At 62.8% G+C, this 22,004-nt stretch carries 13 protein-coding genes; 3 read left to right on the top strand and 10 right to left on the bottom strand.

The genetic code is table 11. The annotated features are described in order from the left end of the window. Nucleotides 1-4: 4 nt before the first annotated feature. Nucleotides 5-655: a 50S ribosomal protein L3 gene (gene rplC / locus BMF89_RS16005; protein ID WP_078108091.1), complete on the bottom strand. Its 651-nt coding sequence runs from the start codon at nucleotides 653-655 to the stop codon at nucleotides 5-7. An 18-nt stretch (nucleotides 656-673) separates the two neighbouring features. Next, nucleotides 674-982, bottom strand: coding sequence for a 30S ribosomal protein S10 (gene rpsJ, locus BMF89_RS16000; RefSeq protein ID WP_003803825.1), 309 nt, complete (start codon nucleotides 980-982; stop codon nucleotides 674-676). A gap of 389 nt (nucleotides 983-1,371) precedes the next feature. Here rpsJ and BMF89_RS15995 point away from each other — a divergent pair, with 389 nt between their 5' ends. Beyond that, complete coding sequence (locus BMF89_RS15995; protein ID WP_078108090.1) at nucleotides 1,372-2,799, top strand: GH1 family beta-glucosidase; 1,428 nt, start codon at nucleotides 1,372-1,374, stop codon at nucleotides 2,797-2,799. Nucleotides 2,800-2,832: 33 nt separating this feature from the next. Here BMF89_RS15995 and BMF89_RS22640 read toward each other — a convergent pair whose 3' ends face one another. The 8 genes from BMF89_RS22640 to rpoB form a co-directional block, all read right to left on the bottom strand. Next, a complete protein-coding gene (locus tag BMF89_RS22640) occupies nucleotides 2,833-2,958 on the bottom strand; it encodes a hypothetical protein (protein WP_264636749.1) in 126 nt (41 codons plus the stop codon). Nucleotides 2,959-2,986: 28 nt separating this feature from the next. Further along, a complete protein-coding gene (locus tag BMF89_RS15990) occupies nucleotides 2,987-7,087 on the bottom strand; it encodes a hypothetical protein (RefSeq protein ID WP_078108089.1) in 4,101 nt (1,366 codons plus the stop codon). 196 nt (nucleotides 7,088-7,283) lie between these two features. Further along, nucleotides 7,284-8,474: an elongation factor Tu gene (gene tuf / locus BMF89_RS15985; protein WP_028265109.1), complete on the bottom strand. Its 1,191-nt coding sequence runs from the start codon at nucleotides 8,472-8,474 to the stop codon at nucleotides 7,284-7,286. A 236-nt stretch (nucleotides 8,475-8,710) separates the two neighbouring features. Further along, nucleotides 8,711-10,825, bottom strand: a complete 2,115-nt coding sequence (fusA, locus tag BMF89_RS15980) for an elongation factor G (protein WP_078108088.1) — start codon at nucleotides 10,823-10,825, stop codon at nucleotides 8,711-8,713. A gap of 68 nt (nucleotides 10,826-10,893) precedes the next feature. Continuing rightward, nucleotides 10,894-11,364: a 30S ribosomal protein S7 gene (rpsG, locus tag BMF89_RS15975; RefSeq protein WP_059387355.1), complete on the bottom strand. Its 471-nt coding sequence runs from the start codon at nucleotides 11,362-11,364 to the stop codon at nucleotides 10,894-10,896. 1 nt (nucleotide 11,365) lies between these two features. Further along, nucleotides 11,366-11,740: a 30S ribosomal protein S12 gene (gene rpsL, locus BMF89_RS15970; protein ID WP_009358312.1), complete on the bottom strand. Its 375-nt coding sequence runs from the start codon at nucleotides 11,738-11,740 to the stop codon at nucleotides 11,366-11,368. A gap of 450 nt (nucleotides 11,741-12,190) precedes the next feature. Next, a complete protein-coding gene (locus BMF89_RS15965) occupies nucleotides 12,191-16,090 on the bottom strand; it encodes a DNA-directed RNA polymerase subunit beta' (protein ID WP_078108087.1) in 3,900 nt (1,299 codons plus the stop codon). Between the two features lie 103 nt (nucleotides 16,091-16,193). After that, the gene (gene rpoB, locus BMF89_RS15960) at nucleotides 16,194-19,700 is read right to left on the bottom strand and encodes a DNA-directed RNA polymerase subunit beta (protein WP_078108119.1); all 3,507 of its coding nucleotides are present in this window, start codon (nucleotides 19,698-19,700) and stop codon (nucleotides 16,194-16,196) included. 397 nt (nucleotides 19,701-20,097) lie between these two features. On the opposite strand from rpoB, the gene BMF89_RS15955 reads away from it, so the two are divergent. Next, complete coding sequence (locus BMF89_RS15955) at nucleotides 20,098-21,309, top strand: acetyl-CoA C-acetyltransferase (protein ID WP_078108086.1); 1,212 nt, start codon at nucleotides 20,098-20,100, stop codon at nucleotides 21,307-21,309. A 52-nt stretch (nucleotides 21,310-21,361) separates the two neighbouring features. Next, nucleotides 21,362-21,829: a YbaK/EbsC family protein gene (locus BMF89_RS15950; RefSeq protein WP_078108085.1), complete on the top strand. Its 468-nt coding sequence runs from the start codon at nucleotides 21,362-21,364 to the stop codon at nucleotides 21,827-21,829. Nucleotides 21,830-22,004 lie beyond the last annotated feature (175 nt).

Raw genomic sequence — 22,004 nt, 5'->3', positions numbered from 1 at the left:
CTAACTAGGCTCCCTTCACGGCGGTGCGTACGAGGACGACCTGGCCGCGGGCGCCGGGGACGGCACCCTTGATAAGGAGCAGCGACTTCTCGGCGTCAACAGCGTGAACCGTGAGGTTCAGCGTGGTGTGACGTTCTGCGCCCATGCGACCGGCCATTTTCAGACCCTTGAAGACGCGGCTCGGGGTGGATGCGCCACCGATGGAACCGGGCTTGCGGTGGTTCTTGTGCGCACCGTGGGAGGCTCCAACACCGTGGAAGCCGTGACGCTTCATAACACCGGCGAAGCCCTTACCCTTGCTGGTGCCGACGACGTCGATCTTCTGACCGGCTTCGAAGAGCTCAACAGAAAGCTCCTGGCCCAGTTCGTAAGACGCGGCGTCTGCAGTGCGCAGTTCGACGACGTGGCGGCGAGGAGTTACGCCAGCCTTTTCAAAGTGACCAGCCAGCGGCTTGGTGACCTTGCGGGGATCGATCTGGCCGTAGCCGATCTGAACGGCGACATAGCCATCAGTGTCTGCGTTGCGCAGCTGGGTGATGACGTTGGAGTCAGCCTGGACGACAGTTACCGGGATGAGCTTGTTGTTCTCGTCCCAGACCTGGGTCATGCCGAGCTTCGTGCCCAGCAGGCCCTTTACATTACGGGTTGCGGTCATAGTTTTCTCAGCACCTCCCTACAGCTTGATTTCGATGTTCACGTCGGCCGGCAGGTCGAGACGCATAAGCGAGTCAACAGCCTTCGGCGTGGGGTCGATGATGTCGATCAGACGCTTGTGAGTACGCATTTCAAAGTGCTCGCGGCTGTCCTTGTACTTGTGGGGAGAGCGGATGACGCAGTACACGTTCTTCTCCGTCGGCAGCGGCACGGGGCCCACTACCGTTGCGCCTGCGCGCGTGACCGTCTCAACGATCTTCCGCGCTGAAACATCAATGACCTCGTGGTCATATGACTTCAGCCGGATGCGGATTTTTTGTCCCGCCATGTCGCCTGACTCTCTTTCAGTCTGTGCTGCCCTCGAATAAGGGCTGCCCTGTTCACTTACGTGTTGCATGTGGCTGCCGAAGCATTTGAAGCAGTGCTACCACCCGCCGCACAAGCTGAATCCGGAGGGATCCGGGTTCCTCAACTTGCCGGTGTAACCGACCCCCGCGGTCGGGCGTGTCGCGCATTCCACGCAAAATCGTCCGAATTCCTTTGGGGATCTGGGTTATGTTTGGGCTTCAGCTTGGACCCTGGCACCCGGCATTATCCGGATCGGGACACGAAGAAGCGCTTGAACAACTCACCTAGTATGCCGGAATTCCCCGGCATAAGCCAATTGGGCCCCTGCGGAGCATTGCCATCGGCTCCCGTGCTCGGGATGATTGGGTCATGACTGTCCAGGATTCTGCCACTGTGGGGGATCTTGCAGGCCGCATCCGGCCGGACTTCGTCTTAGGTGTCGCCGCTGCCGCTTTCCAGATCGAGGGCTCGCTCACAGCAGACGGACGCGGACCGTCAAGTTGGGACGCCTTTGCCGAGAAGCCCGGCGCGATCGTTGACGGTCACTCACCCGCCGTCGCCTGCGACCATTACAACCGGGCGGACGAAGACATTGCCCTCATGCAGGCCCTGGGCGTGGATTCCTACCGTTTCTCCCTCTCCTGGCCACGGATCCAACCCGGCGGCAAGGGACCCATCAACCAACAGGGCCTGGACTTCTACGACCGCCTGATCGACAAGCTCCTGAAGGCCGGGATCTCCCCCATGGTGACGCTGTTCCATTGGGACACTCCCCTGCCGTTGGAGCACGACGGCGGCTGGCTGAACCGGGCGACGGCGGAACGGTTCGCCGAATACTCTGCTGCGGCGGCGCACCGCTTCGGTGACCGCGTGGCGCAATGGGTCACCCTGAACGAACCTGTCTCGGTCGCGTTGCAGGGATATGCGCTCGGTGTCCATGCTCCCGGGAGGCGGCTGCTCTTCGATGCCTTGCCGGCTGCCCACCACCAGTTGCTCGGACACGGCCTCGCCGTCCAGGCCCTGCGCGCCGCCGGTGTGGAGGGATCTGTCGGCGTCGCCAACGTCCACTCTCCGGTCCGGCCAGCAAGCAAGCGGCTTGCAGACGGTCTCATGGCCAAGGCCTTCGACCTCATCTTCAACCGGGTGTACGCCGATCCCATCCTCCTGGGGCGCTATCCGAAGCCGCCGCTCCAGGTGAGGCCCTGGTTCAGGGCCTTGGGCAAGGTCCGCGACGAGGATCTCAAGACCATCCACCAGCCCTTGGATTTCTACGGCCTGAACTACTACTACCCCGTCAAGGTAGCCTCGGGCCGCGGCGATGGAAGCACACCCGGCAGCAACTCGGACATGATGGCCAAGCTGCCGTTCCATCTGGCGGCGTTTCCCGAATACGAGACGACAGGATTCGGTTGGCCTGTGGCTCCCGAACACCTCGGAATCCTGCTGCGGGAGCTGAAGGACCGCTATGGGGCAGCCTTGCCTCCCCTGTTCATCACGGAGAGCGGCGCGAGCTTCCCGGAACCGGACCACACCCCGGGCCCGGTGCACGACGCCGATCGCATCAGCTACCTTGCTTCGCACCTTGGCCAGGCCTTGAGGGCCACGGCCCCCGGCGGGATCGCCCACGACGTCGAACTTCTTGGCTACTACGTCTGGACACTGCTGGACAACTTCGAATGGGCTGCCGGATATTCGCAACGATTCGGGCTGGTGCACGTGGACTTCGATACCCTCGAAAGAACCCCCAAGGACTCGTACTACTGGTACCAGTCCTTGAGCAAGGCGCGACGGAGCTGATTCACGTCCCTTTTGTGGACCGAACGTGTTAAATCAGTCTTTCCTGTTCGCCCGATTGATGCGCTTGGCACGATCGATCTCGCGGCGGAAGTATTTCCTTCCCCACAGGACCCCGGCTACCACGACAACCGCCAAGACGAGAAAAATCAACGTTCCCATTCCGCGTTCCTCCTTTGAGGCAACGCTATCAGGGTGCGGTCCTGTTGAGGCGCCAGACGGCGAGGGCAATCAATGCCAAGGCGACCACCGCGAGCATCGCGAAAGCGTAAGAACGAAGGGCCCACATCACGCTCAGGGCAACGCCCGCGGCACCCCACCACACGAACATCCGCTCGGCGAGGAGCAGCCCGGCAAGCAGTATCACCGCATGCCCGATGAGGACCCATAGTTGCTGTGGCACAGTGCCCGGAAAGTCGCTGCCCGGGACTATCGAAAGGAAGCCGCCGAGGGACAACAGGCCCGAGGCGAGCCCGAACCTGATTCGGCCCTCCATTTTGTTCCCAACGTAATAGCGCCCCCCTGCCAAAACGCCACCAAGGACCGCAAACCACTGCACCACCCAAAACAGCTCGGGCCTGGCGCCATGGACGAAAAGAACCGCCCGCTGGGCGGCCGCAAGCACCAACACCGCGCCCAGCTCTGCGACGGCGAACCTGATCACCCGGGGTGCCTCGAGGTAAGCCACAGCCAGTGCGGCGCCGAGCAGGCCGGTTCCGGCGAGGGCCGTGTCATCATGCGATAGGCCTGCGGCTGCGGACCAGGCAAGTCCCCCTCCAGCCACGATCGCAAGCGACCACCGGCGCACGGGCTGGGACCCCACGCCCGGGATCCCCGACCAGCGAGCCGCGTAGAGCAGGCCCGCCGCCCCGGCGCAACCCACGAGCCACGGCAGGAAGTCCGCCCATTGAGCCCCGGCCACGCCAGTAGCTCCACCGAGGACCGAATCGGCCAAGACCGTCGCACCGACCAGGCTCGCGGCGGAGGCAAGCGGGTAGAAGCCGGGCATTCCCTCGACGTGGGAGGCCACGAAGCACACTAGTGCCAATACCAGTCCCGCCATTCCCATGGTGGTGTCCGACACGTCGGCTGACAGCACCCCTCCGGCACCTGCGAAAGCCAGCGCCGCCGCCAGCCAGAACCAGCGTTCGGGGACGCCGCCTCCCGGGTGGAGCAGCAGCCGTACGCCAGTCATCAGGAGTGACATTGCGAGCAGCACCACGGGCACCACCGACTCTCCGAGCAGCGGCTCGGCAAGCCACGTCCCGGACGGAAAGTGCACCTCTGGTCCGGCTGACGCCACCACCGCAATCGACGCCGGAATGGCCAGATATTCAGCACCGCGGGCAGTGAAGATCCGGTTCGCGACGAAAGCGGAAACCACCAAGACAGCCAGCTCGAGCAGCAGGACCCAGCGGCCGCCGTCGTGGGCTTCCGGCTGAACCACAGACAAAAGGTACTTTGCCGGCAGCACGGCCTGAGCGCCGAGGGTCACCCAGACTGCCGCCTGTTGGAAGGGAATCTGCTGCAAGTGGTTCCGCATGAGCCAGCGGATGACGTGCTGCAGCACGAGGACGCCTGCGAAAGTCAGCGACACAACTGTGACGGAGGCCGAGACGTCGTGCGCCAAGACTGCGGCAACGGCGGCCGTGAGGATCCTGGCGGCGATGAAGTAGATGCCCTTCGCCGTGCGCCCGGGAGCCGTGGCCACCATGACGGCGCTGAACACTGCAAAGATGGCAAGGAACGCCTCGACCTCGTGAACGTGCCCGCCGCGAAGCAGCAACAGGAGCACCAACGTCGAAGGCGCGAAGACCGCCGAGGCGCCCTCCGCGCGCAGCATGAACCCGGCCGCCACCGCCGAGGCCGCCATGATGATTGAGGTCGCCACCGCCTGCCAGCTTCCGGCCGAGGAGCTGTCGAAGTAGCTCCCGGAAATGCTCACGACGGCGGCCGCGCCTGCCATGAACGGCAGCACCACGGCTGCGTCGAGTGTCGCGAGGCCCCGGTCAGGGCCGCGGACCGCTTCCACAAGCGGCGGGAGCAGTTGGAGTGCCAACGCGACGAAGACGACGGTCCCAAGCTGAAGCCCCTCCCCCGCCAGAACCAGTCCGCCGCCGTCCCGCAGCAACTGCAGATAACCTGTGCCTGCGAGCAGGGTGGCAAGCACACGGACGGCCCACCAATAGCCGCGGCGGTGCAGGGTACGCGGAAGGCGGAGCGCCTGGACGCCGAAGTACAGCACTGCAACGAGCAACACCGTGTTTCCCAACGCCACGGAGACTGCGCCGAAGGCTAACACCCCCGCCCAGGCAATAGCTGCCGGCGCAATGGACTCAGCCACTCTCCTGCGCCCAACGGGGAGGTCCGGAGCCTGCGGGAACAACGTCCAGCCAAGCAACGCAACACCAAGGACATGAATGACGATGGCCGCTCTCGTCAGGGCTTGGTCAGGCGCTTGCTCCAGCAAAAGCAGCAAAGCAATCGCCGCCATTCCCGCTCCGGCGAAGGCTGCGAGGCAAGCGCTCGGCGCGAACGTCGTGACACCCGAGCGGATCAGCACGGCTTCCAGCAGCAACTGGAACGTCACCGCGACAAGGAAGGCCAGCACGACGGCGCTATGACGGCCGGCACTCTCCGGCACTACCCCGGCGGTCACTGCCGGAACGCAGAGAGTGAGCGCAATGCGCCCTGCCAACACAAAGAGCCTGCGCTTGGGCTCCATCGGCCCGATTGCCCGCAGCAGCCAGAACGCGCCGACGATGGCCAGCAGTGCCGCCGTCGGCCAACCGCCCAGCTCATCGACGAACGGGGCAGCGACCATAATCGCGGCGACAGGGAGCCACTCGGCTTGGCGTCCCAGCTTCCACGCCAGGACCAGGCTGCACAGAAGGGTCGCGAACAACGGGGTCCCCACCGGGGTCTCCGAATGCCGCACCAGGATGGCGACCGCCCCCATGAAAGCCGCCGCGAGTTGGAGTCCAAAGCACACCACGGCATCAATCCAACAGCGCCGGATCGCCTGGGCTGTGCCGGGCCCCGGGAACCAACGGACGAGCCTACCGATGTCGAATGCCGACCACAGCGACTGCAGGGCAAGGAGCACGACAGCGGCCAGCAGCACTTCAGGCAACCCAAGCCCGGTGTCTGAAAGGAACACGAGGAAGGCCACGGTGAATGAGAGCCTCGCGGCATAGAACTGTTGAAGCCGGAACGCGCCCCGGGGATGGGCCGCCATCACGGCGAAATACAGGCCACACGCCATCATGATGATCGCGTACTCGCCGTTGCCCAGATGTTGGGGCACGAAAGTGGCTGCGAGTGCGACGAACGGCACGACATAGGGGTGGAGGGACATCAATGGCCGGACATAGACCGGCGGCAGCCAGCGCGGTTTGCGCATGGCGATCAGGGTCAGGAGTACGGCGAATCCGATCAGGCAAGCGAAATACCAGACGAGCGCACCGCCCAGCATGGACACGCCGGACCACGCCGCGGAGACAACGAAGCTCAAGGACAGGAAGGCGAGGACCCTGTTGTCGAGCCGCACCGCGGCGACTACATAGGCCACGGTCCCGACAACGGATGTAACCAGCCAGGCGGCGGGGCCGTTATGCAACGCGAAGTTGTACATCGCCAGACTGGTCACCGGGATCAACGCAAGGCCCGTGCCCGCGAAAGCGATCGCGGCGGGCCGAAGCCTGGGAGCCCTCGCATGGAGGATGAAACCCGCCGCATAGAAGGCAGCCGTGATGGTCCAGACGCCGGCAAATCGGAGGACGGACGGAAGGCTGGTGCCGATGAACAGGGCCGAAGCCGCGACCAGCAGCAGGCTCGCCACGTACAGCGTGACGTTGATGTTCTGCCGATCCCGCTTCTGTTTCCGCGCCGTTTGCTCCGCACGCAGGGCCTCCGGCGAGATCTGTGCACGCTGCGGGATCTGGGCCTCTGGCGGGATCTGGGCAGCTTGCGGTATCTGCGGCATCTGCCAATGGAAGGGGGGCAAGGGCTCAACGGGGACGGGTGCGAACGTTTGGCTGCCCTCCGGATGCGGCGGGCGGAAATCCCGTGCCTCCACTAGAGCAACTGCGCGGCGGGCCTCGGCGTCGCGCCACCCCGCCAGGTGCCCGGCCAGATAGCCGGCGCGATACTGCCCGCCGGAATCGTCAACCACCCGCTGTGCAGCCCTTTCGGAAAGCGAACGCCCCTTCGATTTCCCTACGGAGTAGGACACCAACGAGGTGACGAAGACGGCAAACAGAACGAGGATGGTGCCGAAGAAGCCAGACATTCCTGATCTCCTGTCCAGGGGCGACGAAGCGGCACGGGCTGCGGATCCGCAAAGTTACGGATCCACAATCCGCCATTAATCCATTCGATAGATAAACGATAACAAAAAAGAACCCCGCCACGATAGTGACGGGGTCCTTTTTTGCTTTGCTACCGGACGCCAGGCGGCCGGTGCTCCACCGATCTACAAGTAGAAACTACTTGAGGATCTTGGTGACACGTCCCGAACCAACGGTGCGGCCACCTTCACGGATTGCGAAGCCGAGGCCCTCTTCCATAGCGATCGGCTGGATGAGCTCAACGGTCATCTCAGTGTTGTCGCCAGGCATAACCATTTCCGTGCCTTCCGGCAGGGTGATAACGCCGGTTACGTCCGTGGTACGGAAGTAGAACTGCGGGCGGTAGTTCGAGTAGAACGGGTTGTGACGTCCGCCTTCGTCCTTGGAAAGGATGTAGACGTTGGCCTCGAAGTCGGTGTGCGGGGTGATGGAACCCGGCTTGACGACAACCTGGCCACGCTCGACGTCGTCGCGCTTCAGACCGCGGAGCAGGAGGCCACAGTTCTCGCCGGCCCATGCTTCGTCGAGCTGCTTGTGGAACATCTCGATACCGGTAACGGTGGTCTTCTGGACCGGACGGATACCAACGATTTCAACTTCAGAGTTGATCGCGAGGGTACCGCGCTCGGCGCGACCCGTAACAACGGTGCCACGGCCGGTGATCGTGAAGACGTCTTCGATCGGCATCAGGAACGGCTTGTCGCGGTCACGAACGGGGTCCGGAACCGAGTTGTCGACTGCTTCCATGAGGTCCTCGACGGACTTGACCCAAACCGGGTCGCCTTCGAGTGCCTTGAGGCCGGAAACACGCACAACCGGAGCGTCGTCGCCGTCGAAGCCCTGAGCGCTGAGCAGCTCACGAACTTCCATTTCAACGAGGTCGAGAAGCTCTTCGTCGTCAACCATGTCGGACTTGTTCAGCGCGACCAGCAGGTAGGGAACACCAACCTGGCGGGCGAGCAGAACGTGCTCGCGGGTCTGAGCCATCGGGCCGTCAGTGGCGGCAACCACGAGGATCGCACCGTCCATCTGGGCAGCACCGGTGATCATGTTCTTGATGTAGTCAGCGTGACCCGGAGCGTCTACGTGTGCGTAGTGGCGCTTCTCGGTCTGGTACTCAACGTGGGAGATGTTGATGGTAATACCACGCTGGCGCTCTTCCGGAGCAGAGTCAATCGACGCGAAGTCGCGCTGCTCGTTGAGAGTGGGGTACTTGTCGTACAGCACCTTGGAAATGGCGGCAGTCAGCGTCGTCTTACCGTGGTCAACGTGACCAATGGTGCCGATGTTGACGTGCGGCTTAGTCCGCTCGAACTTTGCCTTTGCCACAGGTTCCTCCTAGAACGATTTCAAGTGAGTTGCTTCTCGGCCGCGCTTTTCGCGGCAGAAACTCCAGCAAGTCTACTTGGGGGCTTTGGATTTGGTGAAATTGCAGATTCAGGGACCAATGCTGGTACCTGGAGTCTGTTCGCGCAGGAGCAGGACTGCGGCCTGGGCTACAGCCCGGCGCCTGCACTGAATGCTTTCCCGGGAACGGGCCAGCATCCTGGTTTATCCGTCGGTGATTACTCGCCGCGGGTCTTCTGGATGATCTCGTCGGCAACTGCCTTCGGGACCTCGGCGTAGCTGTTGAACGTCATGGAGTACACAGCGCGGCCCTGGGTCTTCGAACGCAGGTCACCGATGTAGCCGAACATGCCGGACAGCGGAACGTGCGCACGGATCACCTTGACGCCAGCGGCATCTTCCATGGACTGCATCTGGCCACGGCGGGAGTTCAGGTCACCGATAACTTCACCCATGTATTCCTCAGGGGTGCGGACCTCAACATCCATCAGCGGTTCGAGCAGAACGGGGTTCGCCTTGCGTGCGGCTTCCTTGAAAGCCATACGGCCGGCGATCTTGAACGCCATTTCCGAGGAGTCAACATCGTGGTACGCGCCGTCAATCAGCGTGGCCTTGATGCCGACAACCGGGTAGCCGGCCAGAACGCCGTCGTTGAGTGCATCCTGGATGCCCGCGTCAACGGACGGGATGTACTCGCGGGGCACGCGGCCACCGGTGACCTTGTTCTCGAACGCGTAGAGCTCGCCGTCGGCGGTGTCCATCGGCTCGATGGCGATCTGGATCTTTGCGAACTGACCCGAACCACCGGTCTGCTTCTTGTGCGTGTAGTCGTGACGCTCTACAGCGCGCTTGATGGTTTCGCGGTAAGCAACCTGCGGCTTGCCGACGTTTGCCTCGACCTTGAATTCGCGGCGCATGCGGTCCACCAGGATGTCCAGGTGGAGCTCGCCCATGCCGGCGATGATGGTCTGACCGGTGTCCTCGTTGAGGGAGACCTGGAAGGTCGGGTCCTCAGCGGAGAGCTTCTGGATGGCCGTGGAGAGCTTCTCCTGGTCACCCTTGGTGTTCGGCTCGATGGCAACCGAGATCACGGGCTCCGGGAAGCTCATGGACTCGAGGACGATCTGGTTGTTCGCGTCGCACAGGGTGTCGCCCGTGGTGGTGTCCTTCAGACCGATCGCTGCGTAGATGTGGCCAGCGGTAGCGCCTTCAACAGGCATTTCCTTGTTGGCGTGCATCTGGAACAGCTTGCCGATGCGCTCCTTCTTGCCCTTGGTGGAGTTGACCACCTGGGCGCCTGCTTCCACGTGACCGGAGTACACGCGGATGAAGGTGAGCTGGCCGAAGAAGGGGTGCGCCGCAATCTTGAACGCCAGGGCCGAGAACGGCTCTTCGGCGGAAGGCTTGCGGGTGAGCTCCTTCTCTTCGTCGCGCGGGTCGTGACCGACCATGGGCGGGACGTCGAGCGGGTTCGGCAGGAAGTCGACAACAGCATCCAGCATCGGCTGTACGCCGCGGTTCTTGAACGCAGAACCACAGAGAACCGGGTAGAGCTCGGAGTTGATGGTCATCTTGCGGATGCCGGCCTTGAGCTCCTCGACAGTGAGTTCTTCACCGTCGAGGTACTTCTCCATGAGTTCTTCGGAAGCCTCGGCAACAGTCTCAACGAGCTGTGCACGGTATTCCTCAGCCTTGGCCTGGAGATCGGCGGGGATCTCCTGGACCTCGTACTTGGCACCCATGGTGACGTCACCCTTGGCATCGCCCGGCCACACCAGTGCGCGCATCTCAAGGAGATCCACGACGCCGATGAAGTCGTTCTCTGAACCGATCGGCAGCTGGAGAACCAGCGGCTTGGCGCCGAGGCGGCTGATGATGGTGTCTACGGTGAAGTAGAAGTCAGCGCCGAGCTTGTCCATCTTGTTGACGAAGCAGATACGCGGCACGTTGTACTTGTCGGCCTGGCGCCAAACAGTCTCGGACTGCGGCTCAACGCCTTCCTTGCCATCGAAGACAGCAACGGCGCCGTCGAGGACGCGCAGCGAGCGCTCGACCTCGACCGTGAAGTCCACGTGGCCCGGGGTGTCGATGATGTTGATCTGGTTCTTGTCCCAGAAGCAGGTCACGGCGGCAGACGTGATGGTGATGCCGCGTTCCTTTTCCTGTTCCATCCAGTCGGTCGTCGAAGCGCCGTCGTGCGTTTCGCCGATCTTGTGGTTCACACCCGTGTAGAACAGGATGCGCTCGGTGGTGGTGGTCTTGCCGGCATCGATGTGGGCCATGATGCCGATGTTGCGGACCTTGCTAAGGTCGGTAAGCACGTCCTGTGCCACGGTGTCTCCCTTTCGGATGGACTACACGTTCGCCGCCAGCTCAAGGAGCCGGCGGCGTACGGGAAGTTTTACCAGCGGTAGTGTGCGAAGGCCTTGTTCGACTCGGCCATCTTGTGGGTGTCTTCGCGACGCTTCACAGCGGCACCGAGACCGTTGGACGCATCCAGGATTTCGTTCTGGAGGCGCTCGGTCATCGTCTTCTCGCGGCGGGCCTTGGAGTAGCCGACCAGCCAGCGGAGAGCGAGGGCGGTGGAGCGGCCCGGCTTGACCTCAACGGGAACCTGGTAGGTTGCGCCACCGACACGGCGGGAGCGAACTTCGAGGGAAGGCTTGACGTTGTCCATTGCCTTCTTGAGGGCGGCGACGGGGTCGCCACCGGACTTGGCGCGTGCACCTTCGAGTGCGCCGTAAACGATGCGCTCTGCGGTGGACTTCTTGCCGTCGATCAGAACCTTGTTGATCAGCTGGGTGACCAACGGGGAACCGTAAACGGGATCGGAAACTAGCGGCCGCTTCGGGGCCGGACCCTTGCGAGGCATATTACTTCTTCTCCATCTTTGCGCCGTAGCGGCTGCGGGCCTGCTTGCGGTTCTTGACACCCTGGGTATCGAGGGCACCACGGACGATCTTGTAACGGACACCCGGGAGGTCCTTCACACGACCACCACGGACCAGCACGATGGAGTGCTCCTGGAGGTTGTGGCCAACACCGGGGATGTAGGCGGTAACTTCAACGCCACCGTTGAGGCGCACACGTGCAACCTTACGGAGAGCCGAGTTCGGCTTCTTCGGGGTGGTCGTGTAAACGCGGGTGCAAACACCGCGGCGCATCGGGCTGCCCTTAAGCGCGGGAGCCTTGGTCTTGGAGACCTTCGGCGTGCGGCCCTTGCGGACCAGCTGGTTAATCGTAGGCACTTTCGTGTTCTCCGTTGGTTGATCTCTGCTCCGCGCCCAGGCGTTGGCCTGTGTTTGCGTGAGAGCTTTGGCGTTGTCCATGCGGCCCTGGCCCGAAGACCCGGTGGGCGTGCAAAAGTGCGGCATTCGTTGCGCACGTAGCCCGCAACCCGGAAACAGGCTCCACCCAGCATCATGAGAACAAAACCGAAATGATGCTGCGGCGGCCTTCATCCACTGCCACACAGAACAATTACCAAAATTCTAGCATGGCTTGATCTAGAGCCTTAATCGGGTGTAAAGGAGCGAACCACGACGGCGGGTGCCGCCTGCCGTCGTCGGGCGCCAAACGGGAAGGACCCCGCACTCGCTGAGTACGGGGTCCTTACCTTGACTTGCACACTAAGAGCAGGGCGGCAGGGTCCCTACGTGGCGCGGAACGCGACACGAAAGGGCCCGCCCTGATCGGCGTCAGCGGAAGTCGTTGCCGAGATCGTAGTCATCCAGTGGGATGGCGTGGAACTCGGGAGCTCCGTCGCCGCCCAATGCGTCATACGAGAAGTCGGTGAAGGCGCTGGGGCCTGTGAACAGGCTTGCCTTTGCTTCTTCAGTCGGCTCCACGGTGACCTCGGTGTAACGGGGCAGGCCCGTACCGGCCGGGATGAGCTTACCGATGATGACGTTCTCCTTGAGGCCAAGCAGCGGGTCGCTCTTGCCTTCCATGGCCGCCTGCGTCAGAACGCGGGTGGTCTCCTGGAAGGAAGCGGCCGACAGCCAGGACTCGGTTGCCAGAGATGCCTTGGTGATGCCCATCAGTTCCGGACGACCGGAAGCCGGGGTACGGCCCTCGGACACCACGCGACGGTTCTCGTCCTCGAAGCGGCTGCGCTCGGCGAGCTCACCCGGAAGCAGATCCGAGTCGCCGGATTCGATGACGGTCACGCGGCGCAGCATCTGACGGACGATGACTTCCACGTGCTTGTCGTGGATGCCGATGCCCTGGCTGCGGTAAACGCCCTGGACCTCGTCCACCAGGAACTTCTGGGCGGCACGCGGACCCATGATGCGCAGAACCTGCTTCGGGTCCACAGGACCGTTGATCAGCTTCTGGCCGACGCTGACGTGCTCGCCATCCTCGATGAGGAGGCGGGAACGGCGCAGCACCGGGTAGGCGATCTCCTCGGAACCATCGTCCGGGGTGATGATGAGGCGCATCTGGCGCTCGGACTCTTCGATGGCGATGCGGCCGGCTGCTTCAGCAATCGGTGCGACACCCTTCGGAGTACGGGCTTCGAAGAGCTCCTGGATACGGGGCAGACCCTGGGTGATATCGTCGCCACCGCTGGCGGAAACAGCACCACCTGTGTGGAACGTACGCATGGTCAGCTGGGTACCGGGTTCACCGATGGACTGTGCGGCGATGATGCCGACGGCCTCTCCGATGTCCACGGTCTTGCCGGTGGCCAGCGAACGGCCGTAGCAGAGCGCACAGGTACCGACCTTGGACTCACACGTGAGCACGGAACGGACCTTGACCTCGGTGATGCCGGCTGCGAGCAGCTCGGCAATGACGACGTCGCCGCAGTCGGTGCCGGCAGCTGCCAGCACCGCACCCTTGGAGTCGACGACGTCGACGGCGAGGGTACGTGCGTAGGCGCTGTTCTCGACGTTCTCGTCAAGGACCAGCTCGCCGTTGGAGTCCGGCACGGCGATCGCGGTCATGAGACCACGCTCGGTGCCACAGTCCTCTTCACGGACGATGACGTCCTGCGAAACGTCCACCAGACGACGGGTCAGGTAACCCGAGTTAGCGGTACGCAGCGCGGTGTCGGCCAGACCCTTACGGGCACCGTGCGTGGCGATGAAGTATTCCAGCACCGACAGGCCCTCGCGGTACGAGGACTTGATCGGACGCGGGATGATCTCACCCTTCGGGTTGGCCACAAGACCACGGATACCCGCGATCTGGCGTACCTGCATCCAGTTACCACGTGCACCGGAGGACACCATGCGGTTGATGGTGTTCATCGGGGACAGGCTGTCACGCATCGCCTGGGCGATTTCGTTGGTGGCCTTGTTCCAGATCTCGATCAGTTCCTGGCGACGCTCGTCGTCGTCGATCAGGCCCTTGTCGTACTGGCCCTGGATCTTGGCAGCCATGGTCTCGTAACCGGCCAGGATGGCCGGCTTGGAGGTAGGCACCTCGATGTCGGAGATTGCCACGGTGACGCCCGAGCGGGTTGCCCAGTAGAAACCGGCATCCTTCAGGTTGTCCAGCGTTGCGGCCGTGACAACCTTCGGGTAGCGCTCTGCGAGGTCGTTGACGATCCGGGAAAGCTCGCCCTTGTCTGCGACAGCCTCAACCCACGGGTAGTCCTCCGGCAGGGTCTCGTTGAAGAGAACCTGGCCGAGGGAGGTCTGGACCAGTGCGGTCTGACCCGGCTCCCAACCTTCCGGAGCTTCCCAGCCCGCGTAAGGGACAAAGCCCTCAAGGCGGATCTTGACCTGGGAGTTCAGGTGCAGCTCGCGGGAGTCGTAGGCCATGATGGCTTCCGAAACCGAGGAGAAGATACGGCCTTCGCCTGCGGAACCAACGCGCTTGGTGGTCAGGTGGTACAGACCGATGATCATGTCCTGCGAAGGCAGGGTCACCGGACGGCCATCGGACGGCTTCAAGATGTTGTTGGAGGACAGCATCAGGATGCGGGCTTCAGCCTGCGCTTCGGGGCTCAGCGGCAGGTGGACTGCCATCTGGTCGCCGTCGAAGTCGGCGTTGAAGGCGCCACAAACCAGCGGGTGAAGCTGGATGGCCTTGCCTTCAACAAGCTGCGGCTCGAATGCCTGGATGCCGAGGCGGTGCAGGGTAGGTGCACGGTTGAGCAGCACCGGGTGTTCGGTGATGATCTCTTCCAGCACGTCCCAGACCTGCGGGCGGTAACGCTCGACCATGCGCTTTGCCGACTTGATGTTCTGCGCGTGGTTGAGGTCAACCAGTCGCTTCATCACGAACGGCTTGAAGAGCTCCAGGGCCATCTGCTTGGGCAGACCACACTGGTGCAGCTTCAGCTGCGGGCCGACGACGATGACCGAACGGCCGGAGTAGTCGACGCGCTTGCCGAGCAGGTTCTGGCGGAAACGGCCCTGCTTGCCCTTGAGCATGTCGCTCAGGGACTTCAGCGGACGGTTGCCCGGACCCGTGACGGGACGGCCGCGACGGCCGTTGTCGAAGAGGCTGTCAACAGCTTCCTGAAGCATGCGCTTCTCGTTGTTGACGATGATCTCCGGGGCACCGAGGTCAAGCAGTCGCTTGAGTCGGTTGTTGCGGTTGATCACACGGCGGTAGAGGTCGTTGAGGTCGGAGGTCGCGAAGCGGCCACCGTCCAGCTGGACCATCGGGCGCAGTTCCGGCGGGATCACCGGGACGGCGTCCAGCACCATGCCAAGCGGGCTGTTGTTGGTGGTCAGGAATGCGTTGACAACCTTCAGGCGCTTGAGGGCACGGGTCTTGCGCTGGCCCTTGCCGTTCTGGATGGTGTCGCGCAGGGACTCCGACTCTGCCTGCATGTCGAAGTTCTCAAGACGCTTCTTGATGGCTTCGGCACCCATGGAGCCTTCGAAGTACATGCCGTAGCGGTCGCGCAGTTCGCGGTACAGGCCTTCGTCACCTTCGAGGTCGGCGACCTTGAGGTTCTTGAAACGGTCCCAGACCTGCTCGAGGCGCTCGATCTCAGCATCCGCGCGCTTGCGGACGTTGGCCATCTGGCGGTCCGCGGAGTCGCGGGCCTTCTTCTTGTCCGCAGCCTTGGCGCCTTCACCCTCGAGGCGGGCAAGCTCGTCCTCAAGGTCGCGGGCAATCGTGGCGATGTCGCTGTCGCGGTTGTCGACGAGCTGCTTCTTCTCGAGGTCGTGCTCCACCTGGAGGTTCGGCAGTTCCGCGTGGCGGCTCTCGGTGTCGACGCTTGTGATCATGTAGGCAGCGAAGTAGATGACCTTTTCGAGGTCCTTCGGTGCCAGGTCAAGGAGGTAGCCCAAACGGGAGGGAACACCCTTGAAGTACCAGATGTGCGTGACGGGAGCGGCCAGCTCGATGTGGCCCATGCGCTCGCGGCGCACCTTGGCGCGAGTGACTTCAACGCCACAACGCTCGCAGATGATGCCCTTGAAGCGCACGCGCTTGTACTTGCCGCAGTAGCATTCCCAGTCCCGGGACGGGCCGAAGATCTTCTCGCAGAAGAGGCCGTCCTTCTCGGGCTTGAGCGTGCGGTAGTTGATGGTTTCCGGCTTCTTGACCTCACCGTAAGACCAGCCGCGGATGTCTTCCGCGGTGGCGAGGCCGATCTGCATGAGGCCGAAGGAGGATTCGCTGGACATATGGTCCCTGTTCTCTCTTGTTCTCTAAATTCTGAAGTCTTGGGTTTACGGAAAGAGGCAGCTGCCTTGGCTGGCGGTCTGCACCGCCAGCCAGAGCTGCTGTTTAGACCTCTTCTACGGAGCTGGGCTCTGCGCGAGACAGATCAATGCCCAGTTCTTCCGCAGCCGTAAAGACTGCGTCATCAGAGTCACGCATTTCGATCGTCGTACCGTCCGTGGAAAGGACTTCCACGTTCAGGCACAGCGACTGCATTTCCTTGATCAAGACCTTGAAGGATTCCGGAACGCCAGGCTCAGGGATGTTCTCGCCCTTGACGATGGCTTCGTAGACCTTCACGCGGCCGTGGATATCGTCCGACTTGATCGTCAGCAGTTCCTGGAGGGTGTAGGCAGCGCCGTATGCTTCGAGCGCCCACACTTCCATTTCACCGAAGCGCTGGCCACCGAACTGTGCCTTACCACCCAGCGGCTGCTGCGTGATCATGGAGTACGGGCCGGTGGAGCGCGCGTGGATCTTGTCGTCCACCAGGTGGTGGAGCTTCAGGATGTACATGTAGCCCACGGAGATCGGGTCCGGGAACGGCTCGCCGGAGCGGCCGTCGAACAGACGGGTCTTGCCGGAGGAGTCGATCAGGCGGTCGCCGTCGCGGGTCACGTTGGTGGAATCCAGCAGACCTGTGATTTCCTCTTCGCGTGCACCGTCGAACACCGGGGTGGCAACGGTCGTCTGGCCGGATTCACGAGGCAGGTTCGGGAGGTTCTTGACCCACTCCGGCTCGCCTTCGATCTTCCAACCGGTCTTCGCAACCCAACCGAGGTGCGTTTCAAGCACCTGGCCGACGTTCATGCGGCCCGGAACACCCAGCGGGTTCAGGACGATGTCCACCGGCGTACCGTCGGCGAGGAACGGCATGTCTTCGATCGGGAGGATCTTGGAAATGACGCCCTTGTTACCGTGGCGGCCGGCGAGCTTGTCGCCGTCGGTGATCTTGCGCTTGGCAGCAACGTAGACGCGGACCAGCTGGTTGACGCCAGGGGGCAGCTCGTCGTCGTTGTCGCGGTCGAAGACGCGCACGCCGATGACCGTGCCGGACTCACCGTGGGGAACCTTCAGGGAGGTGTCACGCACTTCGCGGGACTTCTCGCCGAAGATCGCGCGGAGGAGGCGCTCTTCCGGAGTCAGTTCGGTTTCACCCTTCGGGGTGACCTTTCCGACCAGGATGTCGCCGGCTTCAACCTCGGCACCGATGTGGATGATGCCGCGCTCGTCCAGTCCTGCGAGGACTTCCTCGGACACGTTGGGGATGTCACGGGTGATTTCCTCGGCACCAAGCTTGGTGTCGCGGGCATCGATCTCGTGCTCCTCGATGTGGATGGAAGAAAGAACGTCCTCAGCAACGATGCGCTGCGACAGGATGATGGCGTCCTCGAAGTTGTGGCCTTCCCAGGACATGAATGCCACGAGGAGGTTCTTGCCGAGGGCGAGTTCACCCTGGTCCGTTGCCGGGCCGTCAGCAATGATGCCGCCGACTTCGAGGCGCTGGCCTTCGTTGACCAGGACACGGTGGTTGTAGCAGTTGCCCTGGTTTGAACGCGCGAACTTGTTGATGCGGTAGCTGGTTTCCGTACCGTCGTCGTTGAGCATGGTGACGAGGTCAGCGGAAACTTCGTTGACGACACCGGCCTTCTTCGCGATGACAACGTCACCGGCGTCGACGGCGGCGGCGCGCTCCATGCCGGTACCCACGAACGGGGCCTCGGAACGGACCAGCGGCACAGCCTGGCGCTGCATGTTGGCACCCATGAGTGCGCGGTTTGCATCGTCATGCTCAAGGAACGGAATCAGAGCGGTAGCTACGGACACCATCTGGCGCGGGGAAACGTCCATGAACTGGACTTCGCCGGCCGGAACCAGGACGGGCTCGCCTCCACCACCACGGGCACGGACAAGCACGGTTTCTTCCGCGAACTTCTTGTCTGCATCCAGAGGCGCGTTGGCCTGCGCAATCAGGACCTCGGCTTCGTCGTCGGCGGTGAGGTACTGGACCTCATCGGAAACGACGCCCTCGGACACCAGGCGGTACGGAGTCTCGATGAAACCGAACGGGTTGATGCGGCCGTAGGAAGCCAGCGAACCGATCAGACCGATGTTCGGGCCTTCAGGAGTTTCGATGGGGCACATACGTCCGTAGTGGGACGGGTGAACGTCTCGAACTTCCATGCCTGCGCGGTCACGGGACAGACCACCCGGGCCAAGGGCCGACAGGCGGCGCTTGTGGGTCAGACCCGACAACGGGTTGTTCTGGTCCATGAACTGCGACAGCTGGGAGGTTCCGAAGAACTCCTTGATGGCTGCCACGACGGGGCGGATGTTGATCAGGGTCTGCGGCGTGATCGCTTCGACGTCCTGCGTGGTCATGCGTTCGCGGACGACGCGCTCCATGCGGGACAGGCCGGTGCGGACCTGGTTCTCGATCAGTTCGCCGACGGCGCGGATGCGACGGTTGCCGAAGTGGTCGATGTCATCGATCTCGACGCGGAGCTCGTGGTCTTCGCCATCGCGCTTGCCCATGAGGGTCTTCTCGCCGGCGTGAAGCGCGACGAGGAACTTGATCATGGCCACGATGTCTTCAACGTGCAGGACCGAAGCTTCCTTGTCGCCAAGGGAGCGGTCGATGCCGAGCTTGCGGTTGATCTTGTAACGGCCAACCTTGGCCAGGTCGTAGCGCTTGGCATTGAAGTACAGGTTGTCCAGCAGCGACTGGGCAGCCTCGACGGTGGGCGGCTCGCCCGGACGCAGCTTGCGGTAGATGTCCAGCAGGGCGTCTTCGCGGGTTTCGGTAGCGTCCTTCTCCAGCGTTGCGCGCATGGAGTCGTACTGGCCGAACTCTTCGAGGATCTGGCCTTCGGTCCAGCCAAGGGCCTTCAGCAGAACGGTGACCGACTGCTTGCGCTTGCGGTCGAGGCGGACGCCGACCTGGTCGCGCTTGTCGATTTCGAGCTCGAACCATGCACCGCGGGACGGGATGATCTTTGCAGTGAAGATGTCCTTGTCACTGGTCTTGTCGGCGGTGCGCTCAAAGTAGGCGCCCGGCGAACGGACCAGCTGGGAGACGACGACACGCTCGGTGCCGTTGACAACGAACGTTCCCTTCTCGGTCATGAGAGGGAAATCGCCCATGAACACGGTCTGCTGCTTGATTTCACCCGTGTTGTTGTTCATGAACTCGGCCTTGACATACAGCGGGGCCGAGTAAGTGGCGTCACGGTCTTTGCATTCGGCCATGGTGTACTTCGGATCAGCGAACTCCGGCTCGGAGAAGCTCAGGGACATAGTGCCCTGGAAGTCCTCGATGGGGGAGATCTCTTCGAAGATGTCGGCAAGTCCAGAGGTGGTGGCGACGCTCAGGTCGCCTTCCTCGACGGCCTTTGCAACCCGCGACTGCCAGCGTTCGTTTCCGACCAGCCAGTCAAAGCTGTCTGTCTGCAGTGCAAGCAGATTCGGAACGTCCAGCGGTTCGTGAATCTTTGCGAATGAGAGCCGGCGAGTTGCACCATCGGTGCTTGCCGTATTAGCGGTTTCGTTATTAGAGGTGCTCGAGGCGACCAAGAGGGATCCTTCCACAGACCTTCAGGCGTTTTCAGATCTCCCCCGCTTGCACCCTGCAGATTGAATCCGCAGTGTACCTTTCCGGTTCCGCTATATGACCCGGGACCCCCGCTGGCCAAGACCATGCTCGTTCTAAACGGCACGTCGATGGCGCAGCTGAGAGGTAAAGCCCACCGCTATATGAAGGCTGAAGGTTAACAGGGAAGACGCAAATATCCACAATACGGCAAATCAACCCACCTGTCTACCCCACATCTCGCCTGAATGCAAGCACCGTTGCTGCAGGCACCTATGCGGGCAGGGTGGGTGGAATGTTGTTCCGGGCTCCATCGTTGAATGGAGAGGTGATGTACCCCACGGTAACCTAGGCTCACCACCCTTGATCGGAAGAGAGAAAATGAGCACCCCCTCAGAAACAGCGGACAACAACAACGACGTTGTCATCCTTTCCGCCAGCCGCACCCCACAGGGACGGTTGAACGGGCAACTGGCCGGGTTCACCGCCGTCGAGCTCGGTGCTCACGCCATTTCAGGCGCCATTGCGGCAAGCGGACTCACCGCGGACAAAGTGGACGCAGTGATTATGGGGCAGGTCCTGCAGGCGGGCGCCGGCCAGAACCCGGCGCGGCAAAGCGCCATCGCCGCCGGAATCGGCTGGAACATCCCGGCGGTCACCATCAACAAGGTATGCCTCTCCGGACTCACTGCCGTGATCGATGCCGCTCGCATGATCCGCAGCGGCGACGCCGCCGTCGTGGTTGCCGGAGGCCAGGAGTCGATGAGCCGCGCACCCCACCTGCTGCCCGGTTCGAGGCAAGGGTGGAGCTACGGCGCGATCCAGGCACTCGACGTCGCGGCCCATGACGGCCTCACCGACGCGTTCGACGGCCAGTCCATGGGCCTGTCCACCGAAATCAAGAACCTCTCGCTCGGCATCGACCGCCGGTCCCAGGATGAAGTGGCCGCCGCTTCGCACCAGCGTGCGGCCGCGGCTGCCGGGCAAGGAGTGTTCGACGGCGAGATCACGCCCATCAGCGTCAAGCAGCGCAAGGGAGAACCCTTGGTGCTGACAAGCGACGAAGGCGTCCGCCCACAGACCACGCTCGAGACCCTCGCCCCTTTGAAGGGCGCCTTTGCGACCGACGGAACCATCACCGCGGGCAACTCCTCTCCCCTGTCCGACGGCGCCTCTGCACTCGTGCTCACGAGCCGACGCTTCGCCGAGGAGAACGGCCTGGAATACCTTGCCGTCGTCGGGAAACCCGGCCAAGTAGCGGGACCTGACAACAGCCTGCATTCGCAGCCTTCCAACGCCATACGGCACGCGCTGGACCGGGCGGGGTGGACAACGGCCGATCTGGACTTCATCGAGATCAACGAAGCCTTCGGTTCGGTGGCGGTGCAGTCCTTGAAGGATCTGGACTATCCCTTGGAGAAGTGCAATATCCATGGCGGTGCAATTGCGATCGGGCACCCGATTGGGGCCTCAGGAGCGCGGCTTGCCCTTCATGCGGCCCACGAGTTGAAGCGCCGCGGCACGGGCAAGGCGGCGGTGGCACTTTGTGGTGGCGGCGGCCAGGGTGAAGCACTGCTTCTCTACCGCGACTAGTTGTTCGGTGACTTCCGAAGCGCGAATAGCCATGAACGGAAAGGGTGCATGAATGCGGGGCACTGAGCGATTCCTCGCCGACGCGGCCAACCGCGGACTTGAGGTCCAACTCGTGGAGCGGGCGGCGGCAAGCAGCCTTGAGGACGCGGCCCGCATCATGGGGATCACCCCGGCGGACATCGTGAAGTCGCTTGTGGTCAAGCACCGGGATGGCACGTTCCTTTTCGCGTTGGTTCCGGGTGACCGGCAGATCTCCTGGCCCAAGTTGCGCGCCCTCCTGGGCGTCAACAAGCTGTCCATGCCCTCCGCCGAGGTCGCCTTCGAGGCAACCGGCTATGAGCGCGGCACCATCACGCCGCTGGGAAGTACGACGCCCTGGCCGGTTTATGCAGATGCCAGCATCACGGGACGCCGGATCTCCATGGGCGCTGGCGAACACGGATTCAGCGCGTTCGTAAAGGCCGACGAACTGGCCGCTGCGCTGCAGGCCGTCGTCGCCGACATCAGCGACCCCATCTGAGCCTTCCAACAAACGCAGGGCGGGGTCACTTACGGCCCATCCGGCAGCCCCCAATGGGCCGTAAGTGACCCCGCGTTGCCCTTAAATGCAGGAAGCCCGGGTTATAGGACAAAACGTGTGTATGGGATGGGGTTGCTTCCCAGTGTTGGCGGGCGAATTCCGGGATAGCTAAGCT

The organism is Arthrobacter sp. SRS-W-1-2016, assembly GCF_002009585.1.
GTDB lineage: Bacteria > Actinomycetota > Actinomycetes > Actinomycetales > Micrococcaceae > Arthrobacter > Arthrobacter bambusae_A.
Note: the sequence above shows the minus strand (reverse complement) of the source record. Positions and strands in the feature narration are given on the sequence as shown.